Origin of the sequence: Bradyrhizobium betae (assembly GCF_004123905.1) — a bacterium.
Taxonomy (GTDB): Bacteria; Pseudomonadota; Alphaproteobacteria; order Rhizobiales; family Xanthobacteraceae; genus Bradyrhizobium; species Bradyrhizobium betae_A.
On sequence record NZ_MZXW01000033.1, the window covers coordinates 85230 to 110273 of the forward strand.

At 65.6% G+C, this 25044-nt stretch carries 22 protein-coding genes; 15 read left to right on the top strand and 7 right to left on the bottom strand.

Translation table 11 applies throughout. The features are described 5' to 3' along the window. Nucleotides 1-8: 8 nt before the first annotated feature. Nucleotides 9-923, bottom strand: coding sequence for a GntR family transcriptional regulator (locus B5V03_RS24795; RefSeq protein WP_245502334.1), 915 nt, complete (start codon nucleotides 921-923; stop codon nucleotides 9-11). Between the two features lie 88 nt (nucleotides 924-1011). On the opposite strand from B5V03_RS24795, the gene B5V03_RS24800 reads away from it, so the two are divergent. The 5 genes from B5V03_RS24800 to B5V03_RS24820 are packed head-to-tail and all read left to right on the top strand — an operon-like array spanning nucleotide 1012 to nucleotide 7109. Then, nucleotides 1012-2172 carry a C45 family autoproteolytic acyltransferase/hydolase gene (locus tag B5V03_RS24800; RefSeq protein WP_129273002.1) on the top strand — a complete coding sequence of 387 codons (1161 nt, stop codon included), beginning with the start codon at nucleotides 1012-1014 and terminating at the stop codon, nucleotides 2170-2172. Continuing rightward, nucleotides 2172-3737 carry an ABC transporter substrate-binding protein gene (locus B5V03_RS24805; RefSeq protein ID WP_206736189.1) on the top strand — a complete coding sequence of 522 codons (1566 nt, stop codon included), beginning with the start codon at nucleotides 2172-2174 and terminating at the stop codon, nucleotides 3735-3737. Before B5V03_RS24800 ends, B5V03_RS24805 begins: the two co-directional genes overlap by 1 nt. Before the next feature lie 14 nt (nucleotides 3738-3751). Next, nucleotides 3752-4696: an ABC transporter permease gene (locus B5V03_RS24810; RefSeq protein ID WP_129273003.1), complete on the top strand. Its 945-nt coding sequence runs from the start codon at nucleotides 3752-3754 to the stop codon at nucleotides 4694-4696. Further along, nucleotides 4693-5505: an ABC transporter permease gene (locus tag B5V03_RS24815; protein ID WP_129273004.1), complete on the top strand. Its 813-nt coding sequence runs from the start codon at nucleotides 4693-4695 to the stop codon at nucleotides 5503-5505. Before B5V03_RS24810 ends, B5V03_RS24815 begins: the two co-directional genes overlap by 4 nt. Continuing rightward, nucleotides 5502-7109: an ABC transporter ATP-binding protein gene (locus B5V03_RS24820; protein ID WP_129273005.1), complete on the top strand. Its 1608-nt coding sequence runs from the start codon at nucleotides 5502-5504 to the stop codon at nucleotides 7107-7109. Before B5V03_RS24815 ends, B5V03_RS24820 begins: the two co-directional genes overlap by 4 nt. Before the next feature lie 59 nt (nucleotides 7110-7168). On the opposite strand, the gene B5V03_RS24825 is transcribed toward B5V03_RS24820, so the two are convergent. The 3 genes from B5V03_RS24825 to B5V03_RS24835 form a co-directional block, all read right to left on the bottom strand. Then, complete coding sequence (locus tag B5V03_RS24825) at nucleotides 7169-8119, bottom strand: acetamidase/formamidase family protein (RefSeq protein WP_129273006.1); 951 nt, start codon at nucleotides 8117-8119, stop codon at nucleotides 7169-7171. 9 nt (nucleotides 8120-8128) lie between these two features. Then, entirely contained in the window at nucleotides 8129-9547 is a 1419-nt protein-coding gene (locus B5V03_RS24830) for a cytosine permease (RefSeq protein ID WP_164988257.1), read from the bottom strand. 287 nt (nucleotides 9548-9834) lie between these two features. After that, on the bottom strand, nucleotides 9835-10329 hold the full coding sequence (locus B5V03_RS24835; RefSeq protein WP_245502335.1) for a MarR family winged helix-turn-helix transcriptional regulator: 495 nt from the start codon (nucleotides 10327-10329) through the stop codon (nucleotides 9835-9837). Nucleotides 10330-10523: 194 nt separating this feature from the next. Here B5V03_RS24835 and B5V03_RS24840 point away from each other — a divergent pair, with 194 nt between their 5' ends. From B5V03_RS24840 to B5V03_RS24885, 10 genes are all read left to right on the top strand, one after another. After that, nucleotides 10524-11801: an amidohydrolase/deacetylase family metallohydrolase gene (locus B5V03_RS24840; protein ID WP_129273007.1), complete on the top strand. Its 1278-nt coding sequence runs from the start codon at nucleotides 10524-10526 to the stop codon at nucleotides 11799-11801. Between the two features lie 12 nt (nucleotides 11802-11813). Further along, nucleotides 11814-14204, top strand: a complete 2391-nt coding sequence (locus tag B5V03_RS24845; RefSeq protein ID WP_129273008.1) for a xanthine dehydrogenase family protein molybdopterin-binding subunit — start codon at nucleotides 11814-11816, stop codon at nucleotides 14202-14204. Beyond that, nucleotides 14201-15037, top strand: coding sequence for an FAD binding domain-containing protein (locus tag B5V03_RS24850; RefSeq protein ID WP_129273009.1), 837 nt, complete (start codon nucleotides 14201-14203; stop codon nucleotides 15035-15037). Before B5V03_RS24845 ends, B5V03_RS24850 begins: the two co-directional genes overlap by 4 nt. Beyond that, nucleotides 15034-16227: a xanthine dehydrogenase family Fe-S subunit gene (locus tag B5V03_RS24855; protein ID WP_129273010.1), complete on the top strand. Its 1194-nt coding sequence runs from the start codon at nucleotides 15034-15036 to the stop codon at nucleotides 16225-16227. The genes B5V03_RS24850 and B5V03_RS24855 overlap by 4 nt, the downstream gene beginning before the upstream one ends. 76 nt (nucleotides 16228-16303) lie before the next feature. Then, nucleotides 16304-17458, top strand: coding sequence for an ABC transporter substrate-binding protein (locus tag B5V03_RS24860; RefSeq protein WP_129273011.1), 1155 nt, complete (start codon nucleotides 16304-16306; stop codon nucleotides 17456-17458). Nucleotides 17459-17525: 67 nt separating this feature from the next. After that, nucleotides 17526-18398 (top strand): branched-chain amino acid ABC transporter permease, encoded by an 873-nt coding sequence (locus B5V03_RS24865; RefSeq protein WP_164988266.1) that lies wholly within the window; start codon nucleotides 17526-17528, stop codon nucleotides 18396-18398. Next, on the top strand, nucleotides 18395-19432 hold the full coding sequence (locus B5V03_RS24870) for a branched-chain amino acid ABC transporter permease (protein WP_129273012.1): 1038 nt from the start codon (nucleotides 18395-18397) through the stop codon (nucleotides 19430-19432). The genes B5V03_RS24865 and B5V03_RS24870 overlap by 4 nt, the downstream gene beginning before the upstream one ends. Further along, nucleotides 19432-20214 (top strand): ABC transporter ATP-binding protein, encoded by a 783-nt coding sequence (locus B5V03_RS24875; RefSeq protein WP_164988258.1) that lies wholly within the window; start codon nucleotides 19432-19434, stop codon nucleotides 20212-20214. Before B5V03_RS24870 ends, B5V03_RS24875 begins: the two co-directional genes overlap by 1 nt. Beyond that, the gene (locus tag B5V03_RS24880; RefSeq protein WP_164988259.1) at nucleotides 20207-20911 is read left to right on the top strand and encodes an ABC transporter ATP-binding protein; all 705 of its coding nucleotides are present in this window, start codon (nucleotides 20207-20209) and stop codon (nucleotides 20909-20911) included. Before B5V03_RS24875 ends, B5V03_RS24880 begins: the two co-directional genes overlap by 8 nt. After that, nucleotides 20883-21242, top strand: coding sequence for a Rieske (2Fe-2S) protein (locus B5V03_RS24885; RefSeq protein WP_129273015.1), 360 nt, complete (start codon nucleotides 20883-20885; stop codon nucleotides 21240-21242). The genes B5V03_RS24880 and B5V03_RS24885 overlap by 29 nt, the downstream gene beginning before the upstream one ends. Before the next feature lie 5 nt (nucleotides 21243-21247). Here B5V03_RS24885 and B5V03_RS24890 read toward each other — a convergent pair whose 3' ends face one another. The 3 genes from B5V03_RS24890 to B5V03_RS24900 all read right to left on the bottom strand — a co-directional run bounded on the left by B5V03_RS24890 (nucleotide 21248) and on the right by B5V03_RS24900 (nucleotide 24971). Further along, nucleotides 21248-22108 carry an alpha/beta hydrolase gene (locus B5V03_RS24890; RefSeq protein ID WP_129273016.1) on the bottom strand — a complete coding sequence of 287 codons (861 nt, stop codon included), beginning with the start codon at nucleotides 22106-22108 and terminating at the stop codon, nucleotides 21248-21250. A 107-nt stretch (nucleotides 22109-22215) separates the two neighbouring features. Further along, nucleotides 22216-23751: a glucosamine inositolphosphorylceramide transferase family protein gene (locus B5V03_RS24895; protein ID WP_129273017.1), complete on the bottom strand. Its 1536-nt coding sequence runs from the start codon at nucleotides 23749-23751 to the stop codon at nucleotides 22216-22218. Nucleotides 23752-23780: 29 nt separating this feature from the next. Further along, entirely contained in the window at nucleotides 23781-24971 is a 1191-nt protein-coding gene (locus B5V03_RS24900) for a glycosyltransferase family 4 protein (protein WP_129273018.1), read from the bottom strand. Nucleotides 24972-25044 lie beyond the last annotated feature (73 nt).

Here is a 25044-nt window from a genome sequence, read left to right on the forward strand (position 1 = left end):
GCAAATCGTTAGGCGGTCTTTGATGGGGCGTTGGAATTGGCCGGGCTGCGCTTGAGCTTGGCGGCGCCTTCGAGATGCCGGCGCAGTAGCGCAGCGGCGGCCTCGTTCTGGCCGGCTTCGAGCTGGTCGAGGATGGCGAGATGCTCGCGGCAGTTCACGATCACGCGCTCATGGCCGAAGGTCCAGTCGTAATTGCCGAAGCGCCGCAGCCGGTTCTGCTGCTGAACGGCGACCAGCAGATAGCGGTTGCCTGATGCGGCGGCGAGGCCTTCGTGAAAGGCCGCGTTCATTTCGTAGAGCGCGATGCTGGCCGTGTCGCTCCACGGCATCGCCAGCATCTCCTGATGACGGCGGCGCATCTCGCCGGCCCATGCCGGATCGAGCTGGAATCCGGGCTCGAGCAGGCCGGCCGGTTCGATCAGCAGGCGATATCGGTAACTCTCATCGCGCGCCTTTGTATCCGCAAGCGTCGGCTGGAAGCGCCAGCCATGTCCCGGCTTGCGCTGCACGGCCGCAACTTCGGCAAGCTTGGTGAGCACGCGCTGCACGACCGGCCGCGTCGCATCGTAGCGCTGCATCAAATCGCGCTCGGACACTTCGTCGGGCAGCCGGCCGGCGCGGCGATCGCGCGCAATCGCAAGGAACAGCCGGTCGGTATCGTCGGGGCTTGGCTTGGGCGGCGCCTTGTGCAGGGCAGGGGCGCTGTCCGCGACGAAATAGCCGCGGCTTTCGCCGGCGTGCACGAGCTTGCGCCGCGCCAAAAGCTTCAGCGCGGCACGCACCGGCGTGCGCGAGACCTGGAGGCGTTCGGCGAGCGCAACTTCAGCAAGCCTTGTTCCCGGCGCGAGTCCTTCGCTCCGGATCAGCTCGACGATCCCGGCGGACAATTCGCGCTGGAGCCGGCTTGGAGGCGTTTTTTCCACGGTGGATTTCGAGGCGGAAGATTTTTGTTTCATGTCATCACAAAATACATTAGGCTTCATGAGAAAGCAAAAGGAACTTGGCATCCCCATGGTCGAACCCTTCCCCCTGATCGAAATTTCGGGTCCGCCCCGGGAGCGCGGACGTCAGTACGGACAGAAGGCGGCGAGCCGCATCAAGAAGGGGACCACGCATTACTTCGCGCAGTTGAAGGAGCTCTCGCTCGACGCGAAGGGCGTGTCCGAGTTGGTGCGGGACTATCTGCCCGTCATTGAGGCGTTCGAGCCGAGCTATATCGAGGAGATGCGCGGCATCGCCGAGGGCGCTGACGTTCCGTTCGAAGACATCGTGCTGCTCAACGCCCGCACGGAGATCCTCAAGCTTGCCAATCCAAAAATCCGCGCGCGCCTGAAGGCGCCCGATGAGCCCGATGGCTGCACCGGCGTCGTTGTGCTGCCGACGGCGACCGGCAGCGGTCGTCTGATCCATGCCCAGAACTGGGACTGGAAGCGCGAATGCGCGGAGACCGCGGTGGTGCTGAAGGTGCGCCGCGATGACGGTCCTGATCTCATGACCTTCACCGAGGCCGGCGCGCTCGGTCGCTGTGGCTTCAACGCGGTCGGCATCGCGATCACTGCGAACTATCTCCAAAGTGACCGTGACTATCGCCAGGTCGGTGTGCCGCTGGCGCTGATCCGTCGCAAGGTGCTGGAGCAGGAGCACGTCGCGCTTGCCATGCGTGCGGTCTATTGCACGAAGAAATCCGCGGCCAACAACATGATCGTCAGCCATCGCGAGGGCGTGGCGATCGATTTCGAATGCGCGCCGGATGAGACCTTTCAGGTGCATCCGCAGAACGGCCTGCTCGTGCACGCCAATCACTTCGTGAGCCCAGTTGCGCTCGGCAAGCTCAAGGACGCCGGTATCCAGGATACGCCGGACAGTCTCTACCGCGACATTCGCGTTCGCGATCTGCTCCAGCCGCACATCGGCAGCATCACCTTCGACACGGTCAAGAACGCGCTGTTCGACGAGTTCGCCTATCCCTGGTCGGTGTGCCGTCCGCCGCGCCGCAATCTCAGCAACAATCTCAGCGCCACCGTGGCGATGATCCTGATGGAGCCGGCGAGCGGGTTGATGCAGGCGGCGCCGCTGCCCGCGCTCAATCGCGAGTTCACCGAGTACCGGCTCGAGATCGACGAGATCGGGCGGGCCGCGTTCGAGCGGTCGGCCGGGGCGGGGGCGGCGTGATGCGTCGGCGTCGGCCATCGCCGGCATGGGCGGTCGGTCTGGCCGCGTTGGCCCTGCTGGCCATGCTGGGGAGGGCCGATGCCGAGACCTTGCTGCGGACGCGGCTCAACGCCGACATCCGCTCGACCGATCCCGGCACCAATCGCGACGCCAACACCGACGGTGTCATTGGGCATGTGGTGGAAGGGTTGGTCGCCTTCCGCGACGATACCTCGATCGGTCCGATGCTGGCCGACAGCTGGGCTGTTTCGAACGAAGGCAAGACCTACACGTTCCGCCTGCGGCAAGGCGTCAAGTTCCACAACGGCGCGACCATGACGGCCGATGACGTGGTCTGGTCACTGAAGCGCTGGCTGGATCCGGCGACGCAATGGCGCTGCCTCTCCGAGTTCGGCGCGACCGGTATTGCGCGGATCGAGAAGATCGAGGCGCCGGATCCGCAGACCGTCGCCATCACGCTTGACCAGCCGACAGCTCTGTTCCTTCCGACCCTGGCGCGGCCCGATTGCGGCCAGACCGCGATCATCCACCGCGATTCCGTCGCCCCCGACGGCAAGTGGATTGCCCCTGTCGGCACCGGCCCGTTCAAGCTCGCTGAATGGAAGCGAGGGCAATATGTCGATATCGTCCGTTTCGAGGGCTATGTCTCGCGCAGCGAGCCGCGTACCGGCTACACCGGCGCGAAGGACGTCAAGGTCGATCGTGTACGCTTCAATGTGATCCCGGACAGTTCGGCCGCGAAGGCTGGGCTGCTCAGCGGTTCGCTCGACGTGATCCTGAGCCTGTCGATCCCCGATCTCGAAGAGCTCAAATCGCGTCCCGAGGTGCAGCTCAGCATCACGCCGGCGCTCGGCCTCACCGGCATCCTGTTCCAGACCAAGGATCCGCTGCTGAAGGACGTCCGCATCCGCCGTGCCATCGCGCTGTCCATCGATACCGCGCAGATCGCGGACGCCGTGATGATGGGCACCGCGCGTCCGAACAATTCCGCGCTGCCGCTCGGCAGCCCGTTCTACAGCGAGGCGCAGTCGCACGGCTATGCACAGAACATCGCCGAGGCCAAGAAGCTGCTGCTGGAGGCCGGCTATCGCGGCCAGCCGATCAAGATGATCACCAACAAGCGCTACAGCTATGTGTTCGATGCCTCCGTGCTGGTGCAGGCGATGGCGCAGTCCGCGGGGATCAACATCGAGCTCGAGGTCATGGACTGGGCAGCGCAACTCGATCGCTACAACCGCGGCGACTACCAGTCGATGGCCTTCACCTATTCGGCGCGGCTCGATCCCTCGCTGAGCTTCGAGATGCTGACCGGGCCGAAGGCGACGCAGCCGCGCAAGGTCTGGGACAATCCGGAGGCGCAGGAAATGCTGCGCCAGTCCATGATGATCGATGACACCGCGAAACGGCAGGCGCTGTTCGACGAGATGCACAGGCGATTCATCGCCGATGTGCCGATGATCGTGCTGTTCAACGGCGCCGAGCTGACGGCGCTGCGCACGGGCATCAAGGGCTATGCCGGCTGGCTCTATCCCCAGCCGCGGTTCTGGGGCGTCACGGTCGAGTAGAGCAGGGGCGCGCGATGTTGGGTTACCTCGCAAGACGGCTGGTCATGACGATCCCGACACTGCTGCTGGTCGCGATCGCCGTGTTTGCGCTGGTCCGGCTCATCCCCGGCGATCCCGTGCAGGTGATGCTCGGCGATGCCGCCGATCCCGCGCAGGCGGCGCAGCTCCGCGCCCAGCTTGGCCTCGACCAGCCGATCCCAGCCCAGTTCATGCACTGGATCGCGAAGCTTGCGACAGGCGATTTCGGGCACTCCATCACCAACAATCTCGCGGTGCTGCCGCTGATCCTCGATCGCTTCCAGGTCAGCGCCGTCATCGTGCTGGTCGCGGTCGCAGCGGCGGCCTGCATCGCGGTCCCGGCCGGGCTGGTCGCAGCGTGGAAGCAGAACAGCCTGCTCGATCTCTCCGTCGTCGGCGGGGCTACGCTGCTGCTGTCGATTCCGAGCTTCTGGCTCGGCCTGTTGCTGCTGCTCCTGTTCGGGCTCAAGCTGAAATGGCTGCCGGTGATCGGCTACGTGCCTTTCACGGAGAATTTCTGGCAGGCGGCGACCTTCATCGTGCTGCCGATTGCCACCCTGACCATGGTGGAGATCGGCGTGCTGACGCGTATGGCGCGGGCTGCCTCGATCGAGGTGCTCAGGCTCGAATATGTCACGCATGCGCGCGCCAAGGGCGTGCCGGAATGGCGCGTGCTTGCCCGCCACGTCTTGCCCAACGCATTCGCGCCGACCTGGACGCTGATCGGTCTCGTGCTCGGTCATCTGCTCGGCGGTATCGCCGTGATCGAAACCGTGTTCACGCTGCCCGGGCTCGGACGGTTGCTGGTCGATTCCATCTTCGCCCGCGACTATCCGGTGGTGCAGGGCTGCCTGCTGTTCACCGCCGTGATCTACGTCGTGGTCAATCTGATCGTCGACCTCTGCTATCCGCTGTTCGATCCCAGGGTGGCGGTGGCATGAGGATGCGCGCCAACACAGCGATCGGCGGCGCCTTGATGGCAATTCTGCTCGGTGCGGCCATCACCGGCGCCTTCTGGACGCCGTTCGATCCGCTGCGGATCAATCTGCGGGCTCGGCTTCAGGCGCCGTCGCCGCTGCACTGGCTCGGTACCGACGAATTCGGCCGCGACGTGCTCAGCCGCATCATGGTCGGGGCCGGCGCCAGCGTCGTCATTGCCTTTGTCACGGTGCTGATCGCCGTGACGGCCGGCATAGTGATCGGCTGCACGGCCGGATACATCCGCGGCTGGGCCGACCGCGTCATCATGGCCGTCAACGACGCGCTGTTGGCATTCCCCGGCATCCTGCTGGCGCTGGCCGTGATGATCGTGGTTGGCGCCAACAAGGTCGGCCTGATCCTGGCGCTCGGCCTTGCCTACATCCCGTCGGTCGTCCGCGTGGTGCGAGGCACCGTGCTCTCGATCCGCGAGAAGGAGTATGTCGAGGCCTCGCGCGTCATCGGCAATTCCGAGGTCTATTCGATGATCCGCCATGTGATGCCGAATGCGATTGCGCCGGTCGCGGTGCTCGCGACCAGCATGTTCGGCTGGGTGCTCTTGGCCGAGAGCGCGCTGAGCTTCCTCGGCCTTGGCGTGCCGCCGCCGGCGCCGACCTGGGGCAACATGCTGGCGGCGAGCCGTCCGTTCATGGAGACGGCGGCCTGGCTCTCGATCGCGCCGGGCCTCTGCATTGCGCTCACATTGCTCGGCATCAATCTGCTCGGCGATTCCCTGCGGGACCGCCTCGACCCCAGGATGGCGCACGGATGACGCTGCTGTCGGTCGAAAATCTGCGAATTGAGGTCGCTGCCAGCAAGGCTGTGATCGTCGACGAGGTCTCCTTCGCCGTCGAGCGCGGCGAGTTCCTCGCCATCGTCGGCGAATCCGGTAGCGGCAAGACCGCAGCGGCACGTGCGGTGCTCGGCCTGTTGCCACCAGGATTGCGCAAGGCTAGCGGCCGCATCGTGCTCGACGGCGTTGATCTCGCCAACGTCTCCGCGCGCAAGATGCGGACGCTGCGCGGGCCCACCGTCGGCATGGTGTTCCAGGAGCCGATGGTCTCGCTCAACCCCGCCATCAGCGTCGGGGCGCAGATGGCCGAAGGGCTCGGCTTGCACGAGCGGCTCGGCAAGCGCGAGATCAGGCAGCGCTGCCTTGACATGCTGGCGCGCGTGCAGATCCGCGATCCCGAGCGGACGTTTGGCGCCTATCCGCATGAGTTCTCCGGCGGCATGCGCCAGCGCATCATGCTGGCCTCGGTGATGCTGCTGAAGCCGAAGCTGCTGATCGCGGACGAGCCGACCACGGCGCTTGATACGCTGACCCAGCGCGAGGTGCTCGATCTCATGGTTGGGCTCGCCCGCGATCACGGTACGTCGGTGATGCTGATCACCCACAATCTGGGCCTTGTCTCGCGCTATGCGCAGCGCGCGCTGGTGTTGCGCCAGGGCAAGATGATCGAAACCGGCACGACGCGGCAAATCCTGTTCTCGCCGCGGGAGGCCTATACCAAACGGCTGGTCGAGGCCCTGCCGCGCCGTGGGGCCACGACCAAGGCGCGCCAGGGTGGCGAGCCTCTCGTCAGCGCGCGCGGCCTCAAGGTCGGCTTCGCCGGGCGGCAGCGATTGTTCCGGCGCGATACCGGCGTCTCCGCCGTCAACGGCGTCGATCTCGATATCGCCGCGGGCGAAACGGTCGCCGTGGTCGGCGGCAGCGGCTCGGGCAAGACCACGCTCGGCCGCGCCATGCTGCGGCTGATCCCGACGTCGGGTGGTGAAATCAGGTTCCGGGGCAGGGACGTGACGGCAACGATCGATCGCGACTTTCGTCTCGCCTCGCAGCTCGTGTTCCAGGATCCTTACTCCTCGCTCGATCCGCGCATGCGCGTCGGCGAGATCGTCGCCGAGCCGCTGCGTCATGTGGCGCAACTGACGACGGCCGAGCGCGACAGGCGAGCCGAGGCGATGCTGGACGAGGTCGGGCTTGCCGGTCTGGCTGCGCGCTGGCCGCATGAATTGTCCGGGGGGCAGCGGCAGCGCATCGCGATCGCGCGCGCCATCGTGCGCGAGCCGGCCTTCGTCGTGGCGGACGAGCCTGTCTCGGCGCTGGACATGACCATTCAGGCGCAGGTGCTGAAATTGTTCGAGCGGCTGCAGGCGCAATACGGTTTTGCCTGCCTGTTCATCAGCCATGACCTCGCGGCGGTCGAGCAGGTCGCCGACCGCGTCGTGGTGATGCAGGGCGGCAAAATCGTCGAGCAAGGCTCGCGTGACGAGATATTCGATCATCCCCAGCACGACTACACCAAGGCGCTGCTCGCGGCCGCGCCCGTGCTGGATTTTGCCGGGGCGGCGGAGACGCACGCGTCGGGCTAGACAGGATCTTGCGTACGAAGCGGTTTGTCGTTGATCGACGCCGTCTGGAGCGATCGGACCTAAATTGGCTTCACGGGCATGCGGGATTTCGCCAGTACGCAGTGAATGCCCTTGTTGCCGTCGACCAGCTGCGTGACCCGCAAGTCTGCGGCAATCGAGCAGAGCGTATAGGCATCCTGCGCGCTGAGGCCGCTTCTCTCCCGGATCAGCGCGATCATGTCGCGTAGCGCGGCCTTGGCCGCATCGTCGAGGTCCTCGTCGAATCCCATGGTGATCCAGTCCGACGCCGTCTCCGCGCGCGGCGAGGTGAGGCGGAGATCACGGCGGACGTGGAATTCGAAGGTGCCGGTGAGCGCGGCCTCGATTGCGGTCAGGCAGACTTCGCCATCGCCCTGGAGCGCGTGGCCGTCGCCGGCCGAGAACAGCGCGCCCGGCACGAACACCGGAAAATACAGCGTGCTGCCGGCACCGAGCTCCTTGTTGTCCATGTTGCCGCCGAACGCGCGCGGCTCCTTCGAGGACAGCCGACCCCATGACGGCGGCGGCGCGACGCCGAAATTGCCGAAGAAGGGGGCGAGCGGCAGCTCCTGCCCCCAGGGAAGTGTTGCGACGTTGCGCGCGCGGTCCAGGGGAATGTGGATGCGGCGGAACTCCGGGAAATCCTCCGGAAGGGTGCCGAGAGTCGGGACCTGGATATTCCAGCCCCAATTGCAGCGCAGCTCGATGTTGAGGATGCGCACTTCGAGGACGTCGCCGGGCTCAGCGCCCTCGATATGAACAGGTCCGGTGAGGAGATGCGGCCCCGGACCGCGAAAGGCGCTTGCCAGCACCTCTGCATGTCCGGGAACGATATCATAGCCGAGCGACGGATCAGGCAGATCGTCCGGTTCGCCCGACAGCGTCTCGATGGTCACCCGGTCTCCGGATGCGATCCGGAGCACCGGTTTCGATCGTCCATCCCAGAGACCCCATTGGACATTTCCGGGCGTCGATTGCAGGACGAAGTCCATGATCTGCGACTACCTGCCTGCGCTACTCGCAACGATCGAGGAGGGCGAGGTCGCGAACTTGCCGAGCCCAAGATAGACGAGGCCCGCAACGCCGATGCCGAACAGCCAGCTCAGGTCGGCACCGCCGAGCAGGTTGATCGAGATCGGCCCCTGCAGCGCGCCGACGAGGCCGTCTTCCACGAGCCAGCCGGCAACGAGGCCCGCGAAGAACGCGATCATGCCGGCCCAGTTGATGTCGCCATAGGCGCTGGTCTCCGGCGAGCGATAGAGCTCGGCGACGTCGATCTTGCCCTTCCGCTTGATGAAGAAGTCGGCCAGCACCACGCCGGCCCACGGGCTCATCCACAGCAGCAGGCTGATCATCCAGTTGTCGAACGCCTTCGCGAAGGACGGCGCGAAGATGAAGTAGAGCGTGACCAGATAGCCGGCGACGCCGACGATGAGCGTGAGCCAGAAGCGCGAGAGTTTCAGCCCCGCGCTCAGCGCCGCCAGCGTCGCCGAGTAGACGTTGAGGATGTTGGTGGCGATCGGACCGTGCAGCACCATCAAGAGCACGAGGATGCTGACGGGACCGCCGAATACCGCGCTGACCATTTTTGCAGGGTCCGTGTCCAGCGTCGTCGAGGCGATGGTCGCGCCGAGAATGCCGAGCCAGACCGTTGGCACGAACATGCCGACATAGCTGTACCAGAACACGGATTTCGACGACACGCTGCGCGGCACGAAGCGCGAATAGTCGGAGGCCCAGGTCACCCAGGAAATGCCCCAGCCGACGCCGATCGCGGTCATCAGCAGCGTCAGCATCGCCAGATGCGCGCCCGGCGGCAGCGACGTCGTGAGGCCCCAGTTGACGACGCCGGGACGCGTCCAGGCCAAAATGCTCATCAGCACCATGATGGCGATGGTGGGCGGCACCGTGTATTTCTCGAAGGTGCGGATCGCATAGAAGCCGTAGATGCCGATGAGGACCTGCACGGCCATCACCAGCGTGATGACGACGATCTCGATGAACCAGGTGTCGGGAACACCGAACTGGCCGAGGATGCCCATCGAGACCTTGACCGGGAAGTAGGTGTTCACGCCGATCCAGCCCAGCGTCATCACGAACATCAGGATGCTCGGCAGGTAGGCGCCGCGGACGCCGAAGGCGGAGCGGCTCAATACCATCTGGTTGACGCCGGTCTTGTGTCCCATCACCGTGAAGGTCGCGAAGATCGCGCAGCCCACGATGTTGCCGAGCACGATGACCGCGATCGTCTCCATCAGGCCGAGCTTGAGAATAATGCCGAGCGCGCCGAGCGCCCAGTTCACCGGTGCGATGTTGGCGCCGGCCCAGATCCACATCTGCTGCGGGCCGGTCGAGTCCCGGTCCGCATCGGGAATGGGTTCGATGCTGTGAATATCAGCGCGAAGTTCGGAATCCGTCATGACATCCCCCAAATACGAAGCACGCTTCGCATCATCGCAGCATAAATCGTGCCATCGGTTGCGGAGACGCCGGAGCAGGGGGTGCACGGACGCTGGATGCAACGTGCCTCGCGCGGGATTGCACCTGAAATTTCAAGCGCGCTTCGTCACGCGCCGGCTCGCCGCTACATGTTCGATACAGCGCTCCTCTGCGCCGGCTAGTCGGCGAGAAGCGGAGGACGTTGCATGGCCGGGCGGCGGTACGATGATAAAATGAGCAGCCCAACTCAAAAGTGCAGCAGCAGCTTCTAGTCGAATAGGGCAGCGGAGCTGTCGCGACTGGGATTGCCGGCCACGATGCGCTGCATCATTTCGATGAAGAGCGCCTGTTCCTTTTCGCTGAGATCGCCGAGCGTCGCACGATGGGCCCGCCGCGCGGCGTCCTCGATCTTGACCAGCAGCGCGGCGCCGGCCGGTGTCAGGCGGCACAAGCGCGCGCGGCGATCGTCCTTGTTGACGGCGCGCTCGACCAGGTTTCGTGCGGCGAGCCGCTTCAACGCACCGGTCGTCGTGGTCCGGTCGAGGGCGATATCGGCCGCCAAAGTGGTCTGATCGGCGGTTTCGCGCACTGCCAGCGCCGAGAGCAGGCTGTATTGCAGCGGCGTGACCTCGAACGCGCCGCAGGCGTCCTGAAACAGCGCGACGTGAATCTGGTGCAGCCGCCGGATCAGATAGCCGGGACGTTGCGACAATGGCCAGGGGCGGTGCTTGCCCCCGCCGCGACGCTTCTGTGCTTGCCGCAATGCACGCTCTCCCAACCCAAGACCTGCCGCGCTTAGCTCGATTCGAGTGCGCCCGCCACCGATTGATCACCACCCGATCATGGCATGATGCTTGCTTTTGTCAAAATACGAAGCATACTTCGTATATCGAAATGCGAAGCATGCTTCGTAATTCCCGAGCGAGGCAATCGCCCGTGTGAGGAGAGGAGACCGTCATGTCCGTCACAGCCAGCTTCGACCTTCTGCTGCGAGGCGGTCGCGTGATCTGTCCGGGCTCGGGCGTGGACGGCATCCGGGACATCGCCATCCGCAACGGCAAGATCGCGGCGGTCGCGCCTGATATCCTGCCCACGAGTGCGAAGGAGGTCGTCGATGTCGGCGGCAAGCTGGTGCTGCCCGGGCTGATCGACACCCACGCGCATGTCTATCAATATGTCTCGGGACGTTTCGGCATGAACCCCGACATGGTCGGCGTGCAGTCGGGCGTGACGACGGTGATCGACCAGGGCGGTCCGTCCTGCATGACGCTGCCCGGCTTCCGTCATTTCATCGCCGAGCCCTCGGCCACGCGCGTCTACGCCTTCCTATCGGCCTATCTCGTCGGCGGTCTCGAGGGACATTTCTATCCGCAGCTCTACAGCCCCGATGGCGTCGACATCGATGCGACGGTGAAGGCGGCGACGGCCAATCTCGACATCGTGCGCGGCATCAAGGCCCATGCCGAGATCGGCGGCTTCGCGCGCTGGGGCATCCGCGTCATCGAGATGGCGGCAGAGATCGGCAAGCGCGCCGATCTGCCGGTCTATGTGCATTTCGGCCAGCTCTGGGGCCTCCCCGAGAGCGGTGCCAATGGCGAGGATGCCGACACCATCCTCACGCGCGTGATTCCGCTGCTGCGCGAAGGCGACGTGCTCGCTCATCCGTTCACGCGCCATCCCGGCGGCTTCGTCAACCGCGAGGGCGAGGTGCATCCCGTGATCCAGGCCGCGCTCGACCGCGGCCTCAAGGTCGATGTCGGCCACGGCAGCCACTTCTCCTACCGGCTTGCCAAGAAGGCGATCGCCGCCGGCATCGTTCCGGCCACGCTCGGCGCCGACATCCACGGCTACAACACCCACGTGCCCGCGCCGGCCGGAACGCCGGACCAGCATGAGGACGAGGAGAACCATCCGTTCGCAGGCCAGGCCAAGTTCAGCCTGGTGCAAGCGATGAGCTCGATGATGGCGCTTGGCCTGTCGCTGGAGCAGGTGGTGCCGATGGTCACCTCCAACCCTGCAAAGATGCTCGGCCGCAGCGGGGAGATCGGCGCGCTCAAAGTCGGCATGGACGCCGACGTCTCGGTGCTCTCGGAGAAGAACGGCCGGTTTGTTCTGACGGACAATGAAAAGAACGAGGTGATCGCCGAGCGCCTGCTGCAGCCGGCGTTCTGCCTGCGCGCCGGCACGCGCTTCGACGCGGTCGCGCCGATCCTGCCGCAAGCCGTCGCGGCGTAAGGCCGGGCGGCGATGGAGGGCGCGGAGTTGCGCAACGAGCGAGAGTTTCCTTCTGGAAAGTCCGGGCAGGGCGTGGGCGCACGGCTGCCGCGGAAGGAGGACGACCGTCTGATGCGCGGCCGCGGCCAGTACGTCGCTGACATCAGGCTCGCCGGTCTTCAGGACGTCGCCTTCGTGCGCAGCCCGATGGCGCATGCGCGGATTCGCGGCATCCACGTGCCCGAGCGCCATCGCGGCAGCGTCTTCACGGCAGCAGACCTCGTCGGCATCAAGCCGATCCGTGCGGTGTCGGGATTGCCAGGCTTCAAGATTTCCGAGCAGCCGGTGCTGGCGACCGGAAAAGTGCGCCAGGTCGGCGAGCTCGTCGCGATGTGCCTGGCGCCGACGCGGGCCGAGGCGGAGGACATCGCGGCCTCCGTGACGCTGGATCTGGAGGAGCTGCCGGCGATCACCGACATGCTGAAGGCGCGCGAGCCCGGCTCGGCGCTGGTGCACGAGCATTGGGGCGACAACGTCTTCCTGGAGACCAATTACGAGGTCGATATCTCCGCAGCACTCGACGCGCCGATCAAGGTGACGCGCGAGATCTCGACCGCGCGGCAGTGCATGTCGCCGCTGGAAGGCCGCGGCGTGGTCGCGACGTTCGACCGCCGGCTCGATCAGCTGACGTTGCATTCGGCGGCGCAAATGCCGCACATCACGCGCAGCGGCCTTGCCGAATGCCTTGATATGGACGAGGGCCAGATCCGCGTCATCTCTCCCGATGTCGGCGGTGGTTTTGGCCACAAGGGAATTTTGCTGCCCGAAGAGGTCTGCCTGTCCTGGCTGACCATGCAGCGCGGCCATCCCGTGCGCTGGATTGAAGATCGCCGCGAGCATCTCATCGCCAGCTCGAATTGCCGCGAGCATCATTACAAGATCACGCTCTATGCTGACCGCGACGGCACGCTGCGCGGCATCGATTGCGAGGCGACCGTGGATTCCGGCGCCTACTCGTCCTATCCGTTCTCGGCCTGTCTCGAAGCCGCGCAGGTCGCGAGCATCCTGCCCGGCCCCTACAAGATGCCGGCCTATCGCTGCCGCACCTTCTCGGTCGCCACCAACAAATGCCCGATCCTGCCGTATCGCGGCGTCGCGCGCACCGGCGTCTGCTTTGCGCTGGAGCTGATGCTCGATCTCGTGGCGACTGAGGCCGGGCTCGAGCCCGGTGAGGTCAGGCTGCGCAATCTGGTGCAGCCGGAGCAGATGCCGTTCGACAACATCACCAGGAAGCACTTTGACAGCGGCGATTATCCGCAAGCGATGCGCCGCGCGCTGGCCGCTATTAACATCGATGCCATTCGTGCCAGGCAAAGCCTGGGCGAGACCGACGGCCGCCGCATCGGCGTCGGAATCTCCATCTATTGCGAGCAGGCCGCGCACGGCACCTCGGTCTATGCCGGCTGGGGCATCCCGATGGTGCCGGGCCATGAGCAGGCCTCGGCACGGCTGACGCCGGACGGCGGCCTCGAATTGCGCGTCGGCGTGCATTCGCACGGGCAGGGCATGGAGACCACGCTCGCCCAGGTCGCGCATGAGATGCTCGGCATCGACGTCGCAAAGATCCGCATTATCCTCGGCGACACCGCGATGACGCCCTATTCGACCGGCACCTGGGGCTCGCGCTCGATGGTGATGGCGGGCGGCGCGGTAGCGACGGCCTGCCGCGAGCTCGGCGAACGCGCCCTGCGCATCGGCGCAAAGCTGCTGCAGCACGATCCGGCGGCCGTGGTGCTGCAGAATGGCGAAGTGTGCGGCGTCAATGGCAGCGTCAGCCTGAAGACGATCGCCCACACCTGGTATCGCCGCCCGCAAGACCTGCCGGCGGACGTCGATCCCGGCGGGCTGGAAGTCACCCAAGGCTACAAGCCCGTGCGCGACAGCGGAACCTTCAGCTACGCCGCGCATGCGGCCCTCGTCGCGGTCGATCCTGATCTCGGCGAGGTGGAAATTCTGGACTATGTGATCGTCGAGGACGGCGGCGTGCTGGTCAATCCGCTCGTCGTCGACGGCCAGATCTATGGCGGCCTCGCCCAAGGCATCGGCACCGCGCTCTACGAGGAGATGCCGTTCGATGCGTCCGGTCAGCCGCTGGCGACGACGCTTGCCGACTATCTGCTGCCGGGCCCGACTGAGGTCCCGGCCGCGCGTCTCGATCACATGGAGACGCCGTCGCCTTACACGCAGTTCGGCGTCAAGGGGATCGGCGAGGGTGGTGCCATTGCGCCGCCGGCCGCGATCGCCAACGCCGTCAACGATGCGCTGCGCCCGCTCGGTGTCGAGCTGATGCAATCGCCGATCACGCCGCATCGCGTCGTCACGGCCGTGCTGGCCGCGCGCGCCGCCGAAAGGAGCGCGGCATGAAGCCGGCGCCCTTCAGCTACGAGCGCCCGCGCGATCTCAGCGCGGCCCTGTCGATGCTGGCCGCAAGCAGCGGCTCCGCAAAAATCATCGCCGGCGGCCAGTCGCTCGGTCCGATGCTCAATCTGCGGCTGGTGCAGCCGGAGCTGATCGTCGACATCTCCGGCCTGTCCGAGCTCAAGCGGGCCGAGGTTTCCGGCAATGAGCTCGTGCTTGGGGCCCTGGTCACCCATGCCGATATCGAGGACGGACGCACGGCCGACGTGACGCGCGGCGCCATGCGCGCCGTCGCGGCCAATATCGCCTATCGCGCGGTGCGCAACCGCGGCACCATCGGCGGCTCGCTCAGCCACGCCGATCCCGCCGCGGACTGGGTGTCCGCGTTCGCGGCATTGGGCGCGCGGCTGACGCTGCGCAACCTCGCCGGCGCGCGCATGATGGCGATCGAGGCTTTCGTCGTCGGCGCCCTTGAATCTGCGCTGCACGCCGGCGAGATCGTCGAGTCCGTTCATGTTCCGGCACGAACGGTTTCGTCTCATTGGGGCTATGCCAAGAGCTGCCGCAAGACCGGCGAGTTCGCCCATGCCATCGGCGCGGTGCTGGTCGATCCGGCCGCCGCTTCGGCGCGAATCGTAATCGGCGCGATCGACACGACGCCGATCGTCGTGACCGAGGCCGCGGAGCTGTTCGGCGGGCGTATTGCGGCCGACTACAAGCAGCGTTTCGACACCCGCGTCGCGGACGCGCTTCTCGCGAAAGCCGGCATCGACGATGCCGCGCAGCGCCATATCCATGTCAGCGTGCTCAAGCGCGCCGTCCTGGAGGCCGCGGCATGACCACGATCGCGCTTCACGTCAATCGCCGCGCGGTGGAGCTGTCGGCCGAGCCGCGCACCAGCCTGGCCGATTTCGTCCGCGACAGGCTCGATCTGACCGGCACGCATCTCGGCTGCGAGCACGGCGTTTGCGGCGCCTGCACCGTGCTGCTCGACGGCGTGCCGGCGCGGTCCTGCATCACTTATGCGGTCGCCTGCGAGGGCGCGGATGTCACCACGATCGAAGGTCTCGACGAGGACGAGGTCACGACCGAGCTGCGCGCGGCCTTCACCCGGGAGCATGCCCTGCAATGCGGCTATTGCACGCCCGGCATGCTGGTCGCGGCACGGGACCTGGTGCTGCGTCTGCCCGATGCCGACGAGCGGCGCATTCGCGTCGGCCTCAGCGGCAATCTCTGCCGCTGCACCGGTTATGTCGGGATCGTGCGGGCGGTGCAGTCGGTTATCGAAGCCCGGCGCGCGCGCAACATCGCGCCGCAGGCCGATGCGGGCCGGACCCATCTCGGCCCCGCCGGATCGGGGCGGGCCACTTCCACCAGAGACGAGCCGAGGCGCGCGACGCAGGCGTCGGCGCCGGCATCAGAGAGTGCCGCACCGGGGCGAATCCCGGACTTCACGCCGGCGACCGTGCTCGACCAGCGCTTCACGCTGCCGCACCCGCCGGCAAAAGTATTCGCGATGTTCGATGATATCGCAGCCATCGCGGCCTGCTTGCCCGGCGTATCGCTGACGGCACCGCCGAAGCCCGAGCGCGTCGTAGGTTTGATCCGGGTCAGGCTCGGACCGATCGCGGCGGCCTTCGAGGGGGCCGCGCGCGTCGAACGCGATCCGGCAACGCTCTCCGGCCGCATCGTCGGTATCGGCACCGACCAGCGCAGCCATTCGGCGACGCAAGGCGAGATTCGTTACCGCCTCGTGCCGCTCGAAGGCGGCGCGGCGACCGCCGTCGAATTGTCGATCGGCTACACGCTCACGGGAATGCTGGCGCAATTCGGCCGGCCCGGCCTGGTGCGGGATCTCGCCAGACGCCTGATTGCGGAGTTCGCGGGAAATCTCGACCGACACATGTCCGGCGCGTCGCCGGAGCAGGCGGCCGAGCTCAGCTTCTGGTCGATTGCATCGGACGTTCTGCGCGCCCGGCTCGCGCGCATGTTTGGCCGCGTCTTCACCGGAAAAGGTGGCGCGGAATGATCGGCGTGCCGGCGCCGCGAAGTGACGAAGCCTGGACTGCTCTAGACATCAACAGCGTGGGATTTGGAGAGACAACATGACACGAGCACTCGGACTGGTTGGGACAATCGCGCTGGCGACGGCCTTGTTCGGCGGCACGGCAGGGGCGCAGACCATCAAGATCGGCGTCAATGAGCCGCTCACCGGTGCGTTCGCTGCTTCAGGCACCTACGTTGTCAACGGCGCCAAGATCGCCGCCGACGAGATCAACGCCAAGGGTGGCGTGCTCGGCAAGAAGATCGAGCTCGTCATCGAGGACAACAAGAGCAACCCGACGGAAGCTGCCGCCGTCGCCGAAAAGCTCATCACCAGCGACAAGGTGCCGGTGCTGATGGGCGCCTGGGGCTCGAGCCTGACGCTCGCGGTGATGCCCAAGCTGATGGAATACGAGACGCCGATGGTGGTGGAGACCTCGTCCTCCGGCAAGATCACGACCACCGGCAATCCCTTCATCTTCCGCATCTCGCCGCCCTCGGCGGTCGAGGCAGCCGCGTTCAAGGGCATCGTCGACAAGCTCGCGCTCAAGAAGGTCGACTTCCTCGTCATCAACAACGACTGGGGCCGCGGCACCGCCGAGGATTTCAGCAAGATGATGAAGGACAAGGGCATCACCATCGGTCTCGTTGAGACCATGGACCAGGGCGCGCAGGACATGAGCGCGCAGCTCTCCAAGATCAAGAGCTCGGATTCCGAGACTGTCATCGTCACCACCGCTGTCGACCAGCTCACGCTGATCTTCAAGCAGGCGGCAGCGCTCGGTTTGAAGAAGCGCATCATCACCACCGGCGGTTCGCAGAACCCGGACCAGATCATCGCCCAGGCGGGAGCGGCCGCCAACGGCACCATGCATCTGACCACCTTCCTGCCCTGGTTCCCGGACAAGACGCCGAACCCGGAAGCAACCAACTATTTCATCACCGAATGGAAGAAGCGCGGCTTCGAGTTCGCCGGCTGCACCGAGAGTTTCCGCGGCTATGACGGCATCCGCACCGCGGCAGCTGCGATCGAGAAGGCGGGCAAGGCCGAGCCGGCTGCGATCAAGGCGGCGCTCTGGGACATCAACATCAAGGGGCTGAACGGCGACATCGTGTTCCGCAAGTCCGGCCCCGAGGGCAAGGAAAGCGGCCAGAGCCAGCCGAACGTCTATCTCATCGAGATCAACGACGGCAAGGTCGAGATGAAGACGCTCTGACGTCGCGCCAAGGGCGAGGGCGGCACATCGCCGCTCTCGCCGTATTGCAGGTCAATCGGGAATGGCTTTGAGCGAATTCCTCCAGCATCTCGTCAACATGCTCGTGCTCGGCGGCACTTATGCGCTGCTGGGCATCGGGCTGACCTTGATCTTCGGCATCATGAACGTCGTGAATTTCACGCACGGCGTGCTTTACACGTTCGGCGCCTACATCATGTTCATCGTGGTGCAGCAGCTAGGGCTGAACTTCTTCCTGGCCTTGCCGGTGGCCGTGCTGGCCGGATGGCTGCTGGGAGCCGCCATCGAGCTGACGCTGCTGCGACCCTTGCGCGGCTCCGACATCGACACCACGATGCTGGTCATGATTGGCGCCTGGATCGCGATGCAGTCGGGCACGCTGTGGATCTGGGGCGGTGTCGCCAAATCGGTAACGACACCGTTTCCCGAGGCGCCGCTGGTGCTCGGACCGGTCTCGGTCTCGTGGCTGCGCCTGTTCGTCCTGGCCGCGGCGGCACTTCTGATCGTGGTGACGTATCTGCTGATCAACAAGACGAGCCTCGGACGCGCGATGCGGGCGACGTTCCAGGACCACGACACGGCCTCGCTGATGGGCGTCAATGTCGACATGATCTACACCTCGACCTTCGCGATCGGCTCCAGCCTCGCCGCCGCCGCTGGCGCCTTGCTCGGGCCGGTCTACGTCATCTTCCCGCAAATGGGTGACCTCGCCGCGGTCAAGGCGTTTGCCATCGTCATCCTCGGTGGTCTGGGCAACATCACCGGTGCGGTGATCGGCGGCTTCATTTTGGCGCTGGCCGAGGAGCTTGGCGCCGGTTACGTCTCATCGGGCTACCGCGACGCCATGGGTTTTTTGATCATCATCGCGGTCCTCATCTTCAAGCCCACCGGCCTGTTTGCGCGCGCGGAGCGCGTCGGATGAGGATCGTCGTCACCATCCTCGCCGTCGCGGCCCTTGCCTCGGTGCCGCTCTGGCTGCGCGATCCCTATCTGCTCAACGCGCTGATCACGACCGGAATCTTCGTCATCGGCGCGATGAGCCTCAATCTGCTGCTCGGCTTCACCGGCCAGCTCAGCCTCGGCCACATCGCCTTCTTCGGGATCGGCGCCTATGTGAGCGCGCTGACATCGCTCGGCTTCGACGTCGGCCTGCCCGGAGGCTTTCGCGTGGTCCACGAGCCATGGCCGCCGATCATAGGGCTTGTGTTCGCAATTCTGGCAGCCGGATTGTGCGGCTATTTCGTCGGACTGCTCTCGTTCCGGGTTCGCGGCGCCTATTTCGTCATCGTGACGATCTCCTTTGCCGAAGTCGTGCGGCTGGTGGCGCTGAACTGGGTCGAGCTGACGCAGGGACCGCTGGCGTTGACCAACATTCCCTCCATCGCGCTGCCTTTGCCGGGTTTCGGTGAGCTGACGCTGCGCACCAAGATGCAGAACTATTATCTCGTGCTGGTGGTCGCGCTGATCGCCTATCTCTTGATCGCACGCCTCGTTCGGTCCCATTTCGGCCGCGCCATGCGCGGGCTGATGGAGAACGAGACGCTGGCCGTCTCCGTCGGCATCGATGTGACCAGGACGCTGACGCTGGCCGCGGTGATCTCGGCTGCGATCGCGGGCGCGGCCGGCAGCCTCTATGCGCATTACATCCGGATCATCGACCCCGAGGTGTTCGCCTTCATCAACACCGTCACCATGGTGATCATGGTGATCAGCGGCGGCAAGGGTTCGCTGGCAGGTCCCGTCGTCGGCGGTTTGATCTTCGGGCTGCTGCCGGTTGCGCTGCGTCCGGTGATGGCGCCGGAAGCGCAGTGGATCGCCTATGGCGGTGTGCTCATGGCGATCCTGTTCGTGCTGCCGCGCGGCATCGTGCCGTCGCTGGCGCAACGATTGACGAAGCGGCGGAGCTCGACGGCGGCGCTTGCGCTCACTGAGACCGGCATCGAGGAGCGGGCGTGATGACGGCGCGCAGCGTTGCCATGACGATCGAGCAGGTCGCCGTCCGCTTCGGCGGGCTGGTCGCGATCTCCGACATGAGCTTTACCGTGGGCGAGGGCGAGATCGTCAGCCTGATCGGTCCGAACGGCGCCGGCAAGACCACCGCGTTCAATGTCATGACCGGTTTCCTGACGCCGAGCGCGGGCCGCGTCACCTATCGTGACACCGCGCTCAACGGATTGAAGCCGCACGAGATCGCCGATCTCGGCCTGATCCGCACCTTCCAGCGCACCAGCGTGTTTCCCAACGATACCGTCTACGACAATCTCCTGATCGGCTTGCACCGACAGGGCCGGGTCCGGCTGCTCGACGCCATCCTCGGGCTGCCCGGTGCGCGCGCCTCGGAGCGCAAGCTGCGGCAGCGGGCGAGCGAGCTGATCGAATGGGTCGGTCTCGAACGCCGTGCGCACGATTTGGCCGGCTCGCTCTCCTACGGCGAGCAGCGTCTCGTCGGCGTCGCGCTGGCGCTCGCGGCCGAGCCGTCGATGCTGCTGCTCGACGAGCCGGTCTCCGGCATGAATGCCTCGGAGACGCACCGCTTCGTCGAGCTGATCCGCAGCATTCGCGACCGCGGCATCACCATTCTGCTGGTCGAGCACGACATGCCGATGGTGATGACGGTTTCGGACCGCATCGTGGTGCTCAACTACGGCCGCATCATCGCGGAAGGAACGCCCGATGTGATCCGCAACGATCCCGCCGTGATCGAGGCCTATCTCGGACATGGAGCGGCGCGTGCTTGAAATCCGCGACATGGTGTGCGGCTATGGCGGCGTCACCGCGCTGCGCGGCATCTCGCTCGACGTCAAGGCCGGGCAGCTTGTCGCCCTGATCGGCGCCAACGGCGCCGGCAAGAGCACGACGTTGCGCGCGATTTCCGGGCTCGTGCCGCCGCGCTCAGGACAAATGCGGTTCGAAGGTACTGACATCACCGGGGCGAAGCCGCCGCGCGTGCTGGCCAGCGGCATCGCGCATTGTCCGGAAGGCCGGCGCGTGTTTCCGCATATGAGCGTCGAGGAAAATCTCGACATGGGGGCTTACCTCCGTCGCGGGTCAGGCGAGATCGCGGCCGATCGCGATCGCATCTACAGGGAATTTCCGCGGCTCGCCGAGCGGCGCAAGCAGGCGGCGGGCACGCTGTCCGGCGGCGAGCAGCAGATGCTGGCGATCGGGCGCGCGCTGATGTCGCGGCCGCGGCTGATCATGTTCGACGAGCCCTCGCTCGGGCTCGCGCCCAACATCGTCGAGCGCACCTTTGCGATCATTCGCGGCATTCGCGATGCCGGCACCACGGTGCTGCTGGTCGAGCAGAACGCGTTTGCTGCGCTGGAGATGTGCGATCATGCGTATCTGCTTGAGAGCGGCCGCATCGTGCTGTCAGGCGCAGGCTTCGAACTGATCGAGAACGAGCATGTGCGGAAAGCCTATCTCGGTGGATGATCCGGACGAACCGGGGTGGATTCCGGTCTGCGATCTCAGTCGGTTGAAGGCAGAGACGATCGTTCGCGTTGCCGGCCGCGATTTGCTCGTGATCTGGAACGAGGGCGATGTCGTCGCCTGCGAACGCGCGTGCCCGCACGAACAGGCCGATCTCGGTCTTGGGCATGTCGCGGAGAAGCGCCTGTTCTGCCCGCGCCATGCCGCATCATTCGATCTACGTGACGGGGCAATCACGGCGGGATGGCCGGGCCCGCCATTGCGGCTCTATCCGATCCGCATCACGGGAGAGCAGATCTGGATCGAGGTGCCGGAGCGTCGATCGGTGCGATGATGGCATCAGTCCAGCAAGTGCCTGATGGCGTCGACCAGAATGCCGTCGGGGCGCCGCAATGCCTCAAGAATGGTGAAATGGTCGGCGCCTTCGACCGGGATGAGCTTGCCGGGCGCGTTCGCGGCCGCGCGCTTGTCGTGGAGAGCGATTGAATCGCAGACCAGCGCCGGCAGCTCGTTGCTGCCATAGGCGATGTCGAGCCGCTTCTGCGTCACGGGCAGACGAAGCGGCGAAAGCTCAGCGATCTCCTCATCCGTCAGCTTCAGCGCGGTGTTGAGGCCGGTATCGCGGATCGGCGCGAGATCGTAGACGCCCGATAGCGCGAGCCCGGCATGGACGCGTGGATGGTCCAGCCCCATCGCAACGAGATGGGCGCCGGCTGACCAGCCCGACAGCACGACCGGCCCGGCAATGCCATAGGCTGCACCGTGTGCGGCAAGCCAGTCGAGCGCGCGCGGGATTTCGGCGACGATGTCGGTAAGGGACACTTCGGGCGCCAGCGAATAGCCGGGAATGGCGACCGACCAGCCATGCGCCGCGACGCCCTCGACGAGCATGGCAAACAGCTCGCGGGAATTGCGCTGCCAATAGCCGCCATGCACGAACACCAGGCATGGCGCATCGGGCTTCGCGGCCGGATAGAGGTCGATCTTGTTGTTGGCGCGCTCGCCGTAAGGAAGGTCGAGATGGGATTTCAGCGTGGCCCGCAGCCGTCCCGAAGCTTCGTTGCGCTCAGCAATCAACTCTGCGCTGTTCTTGACCGCCGCGTTGTTGTCATAGGCGGCGCTGCGTTCCGCCGGGGACAGTTTTGCCCATGTGCTGCGGGGATCGAACGGCCGATGTATCGAGCTTGTGTCGTCTGCCATTGGAATCTCCGTGCGGGGGCATCACTCGCTCCTGTCTGCCACGAATCCCGCTCGAATTGAACATCGCTCGCGCCCAGGCGAGCAATGCGTCGTGCGCGGGACGCGCTTCAGCAGGCGGTGAATGGACGGGTTCGCGCAGGCAAGACGGCCGATGGGAGTTGGCGCGCGAAGGCACGCGTCTTCGGCTGAACGCGCGAGCCGTCGATCACCTCCAGCCGGCCGCAGCGGTTCAGGGTGTGCAGCTTCCGGCCGGGCCATGCCGGGCCGGGCTTCAGCGAGTGGCGGACGATCTGCCTGAACGTCGTCGGCGACAGCTCGACGACTTCCGCAAGCCCGAGCGCTGCGCCATAACCGTCGGCACAATCCTGCACCGGGCGCCACAGCCTGTCATTGATGGTGACGAAATTCCCCGCCGGTCGCGCGCTCGCGCGATCGATCAGGACCGGATTGCTGGCATGGGGCAGCCAGGGGCCGAGCAGGTGTTCGGCGTAGTAGATCGCAAGCGAATCCGAATAGCCGCCGGTTCCGTCGCGCCAGGCGCCAAACAAATAGTGCAGGCCGTTGTGCCGCGTGATCGTCACGTCGGCCAGTTCGAGGCCCGACAGCAGCGTTACGTGCCGCTCCCATTTGTCCGGAAACCGGACGCATTTGTAGAGCGCGACGTCGCCGTGGAGCGAGCTCTCCGGGATCATCCACAACTCGCCATCGTCCTCGAGCAGGAAGGGATAGGAGAGATGCCAGGTCTCCTCCAGCACGGGCACGACGTTTCCGACCGGCCCGGTGTCACCGAACTCGATGGCCGAAATGATGCCCTTGCCGACGCGGTGATCGAGATCCTCGAAGAAGACGAATGTTCGTCCGCGCCATGTGATGGGGAAAGGATCGGCGTAGAAGTGGTTTCCGGGATCGGCGAGGACGTTCCAGCCCGGCCCCGAGAGATCGCCCGTCTGCCAGACGCCGGCATTGTCGTTGAAGCGCCATCCGATGTGCCAATGCGGCGCATAGCAGCAGAGGCGATAGATCTCCTTGGCGATCGACACGGCGAGGCCGCGTGCGACGTAGCCGACAGGTCCACGGTGGCTCGTTGCACCGGCGGGACGCGCGAGCTGTGGCAGAATGCGCGGCCGTCCCGACAGGATGGCTGCCACCATGGTCAGGGTTCGCGCCATGACCGTTTCAAGCGCACCGCTCAGGCCCGCCGCAATCTCTGCTGACGGGTGGCCGCGATCGAGGACCGCGCCGTCGACCTCGTTGACGATCTCGATCACCGGAAGGTCGCCGGCCAGAATGGCGGCGAGCGCAGCGTTCTCGCCTGTGGCGCCATTGAACAGCGGGCGGAGATACAGTTTGGCCGAACGGTCGGGATCCCGTGCGGCGGTCGTGAAATCGACGATCACATCGGCCGTGCCGGCGCGAGCCTGCGTCTGGTCCGGAATGCGCGTCAGCCTGTCGGCGCCGCCGGGTTTGCCCTTGCGCAGCACCATGCGTTCGAGCCCGAACAGCGCGTCGAGACCTGCCGGCCGCGGCTCCGCTGTCGTCGTCCATGCGATTTGCACCGGAACGTCGCGGCCGTCGATCGACAGCGTATCGCGGCCCATCCATTGCCGCGCGTGGTCAATTTCACAGCGAAACTCGATGATCATGTCGAGCCAATCTATTTCAGCGTATCAGGTCAAATGACTTGGTCGAGAATTCGAATGTATTCCTCCACCATCGCATCCACTGAATAGCGCAACCTGAGGCCTTTGGCGGTTTGCCGCAGTTCGTTGCTCAGCGGTTGGTCGGTCAGGAGTCTTGAGACGGCCGCCGACAGTTTTGCGTGATCGGAGGCATCGACGAAGAGGGCGGTCGGTCTTCCTTCGAAGGACAACACCTCGCGCAGGACGGGTAGATCGGTGACGACGGAGGGGACACCGGCGTTTGCGGCCTCGACCGCGGCGAGACCAAAGGTCTCGGCCTGCGTCGGAAACACGAAGACGTCGAGAGAAGCGAGAAAGTCCGCCATCCGGCGCGGGGGGATTTCCCCGAGCAGATGCAGCCTGTCCGAGACGTTCAAGTCATTTGCCAGCTGCCTCAGCCGGGCCTCGTCGTCGCCCTGGCCGGCCAGCGCAAGGTGCCAGGATGGCTGATCAGGCAGCAGCCGTATCGCGGCATCGAGCCGCTTGTGCGGATGCAGCCGCGCGGCGCAGCCGAGCAGGATGCGGTCCGGCGGCAGATTGAATGTCTGTCGTGCCGCGTCCTTCGACAGGGTGAGGGCCTTGTCGTCGAAGCCGTGCGGGACATGTATCATGCGCGAGCGATAGGCCGCGGGGTAGCGCGAATATTCGCGCTGCATGTCCTGCGAATTGAGCGTGATGCGGTCGAAGAAGCCGAGGCTGCCCATGACGATGTCGGCGGTGCGGACCGGCCAGCTCATCGACAGCGCGGAGGAGACCTGATTAGCGACGATTGGGGCGCGGCTGACGAGGCGGGACGTGCCTGCGCCGATGACGTTGCCGAAATGCTGAAAGGTCAGAAGGGCATCGGGCTTGATGGTCCTGATATGACGGCCGAGCGTCCACAGCATTCGCAGCAAGGCCAGCGGGTTTCCCGGCCGGCGCGATGCGCAGTAGAGCGTATCCGGCGGCTCATCGAAGGACGCCGATTTGCGGAAGAAGAACAGATTGGTGACACGGTAGCCGCGCGCGGTCAGGCCGGCGCCGAGCAGCCTGGAGATCTCCTGCGCGCCCGCGTTCTCGGCTTGGGTCTGGATGAGAAGCACGTGCGGCTTTGGTCTGCCGCTGTCCGGTCTTGCGGAGGCTGCTGCGGTCGAAGGCAGCTTCGGTGCATCGCCCGGTTCTGCGCCTGGCTGGTAATGGAGCACGACTTCCGACCTGCTAATGAAACGCTCACCTTCTTAACCCGGTACCTACCATGCGAGCATCGCGCGGACACTG

Coding starts and splice junctions, on each gene's coding strand:
- B5V03_RS24820 (WP_129273005.1), top strand. CDS start 5,502: ATGACGCTGCTGTCGGTCGAAAATCTGCGAATTGAGGTCGCTGCCAGC.
- B5V03_RS24830 (WP_164988257.1), bottom strand. CDS start 9,547: ATGACGGATTCCGAACTTCGCGCTGATATTCACAGCATCGAACCCATT.
- B5V03_RS24815 (WP_129273004.1), top strand. CDS start 4,693: ATGAGGATGCGCGCCAACACAGCGATCGGCGGCGCCTTGATGGCAATT.
- B5V03_RS24870 (WP_129273012.1), top strand. CDS start 18,395: ATGAGGATCGTCGTCACCATCCTCGCCGTCGCGGCCCTTGCCTCGGTG.
- B5V03_RS24800 (WP_129273002.1), top strand. CDS start 1,012: ATGGTCGAACCCTTCCCCCTGATCGAAATTTCGGGTCCGCCCCGGGAG.
- B5V03_RS24885 (WP_129273015.1), top strand. CDS start 20,883: ATGTGCGGAAAGCCTATCTCGGTGGATGATCCGGACGAACCGGGGTGG.
- B5V03_RS24860 (WP_129273011.1), top strand. CDS start 16,304: ATGACACGAGCACTCGGACTGGTTGGGACAATCGCGCTGGCGACGGCC.
- B5V03_RS24850 (WP_129273009.1), top strand. CDS start 14,201: ATGAAGCCGGCGCCCTTCAGCTACGAGCGCCCGCGCGATCTCAGCGCG.
- B5V03_RS24895 (WP_129273017.1), bottom strand. CDS start 23,751: ATGATCATCGAGTTTCGCTGTGAAATTGACCACGCGCGGCAATGGATG.
- B5V03_RS24825 (WP_129273006.1), bottom strand. CDS start 8,119: ATGGACTTCGTCCTGCAATCGACGCCCGGAAATGTCCAATGGGGTCTC.
- B5V03_RS24810 (WP_129273003.1), top strand. CDS start 3,752: ATGTTGGGTTACCTCGCAAGACGGCTGGTCATGACGATCCCGACACTG.
- B5V03_RS24805 (WP_206736189.1), top strand. CDS start 2,172: ATGCGTCGGCGTCGGCCATCGCCGGCATGGGCGGTCGGTCTGGCCGCG.
- B5V03_RS24890 (WP_129273016.1), bottom strand. CDS start 22,108: ATGGCAGACGACACAAGCTCGATACATCGGCCGTTCGATCCCCGCAGC.
- B5V03_RS24855 (WP_129273010.1), top strand. CDS start 15,034: ATGACCACGATCGCGCTTCACGTCAATCGCCGCGCGGTGGAGCTGTCG.
- B5V03_RS24840 (WP_129273007.1), top strand. CDS start 10,524: ATGTCCGTCACAGCCAGCTTCGACCTTCTGCTGCGAGGCGGTCGCGTG.
- B5V03_RS24875 (WP_164988258.1), top strand. CDS start 19,432: ATGACGGCGCGCAGCGTTGCCATGACGATCGAGCAGGTCGCCGTCCGC.
- B5V03_RS24845 (WP_129273008.1), top strand. CDS start 11,814: ATGGAGGGCGCGGAGTTGCGCAACGAGCGAGAGTTTCCTTCTGGAAAG.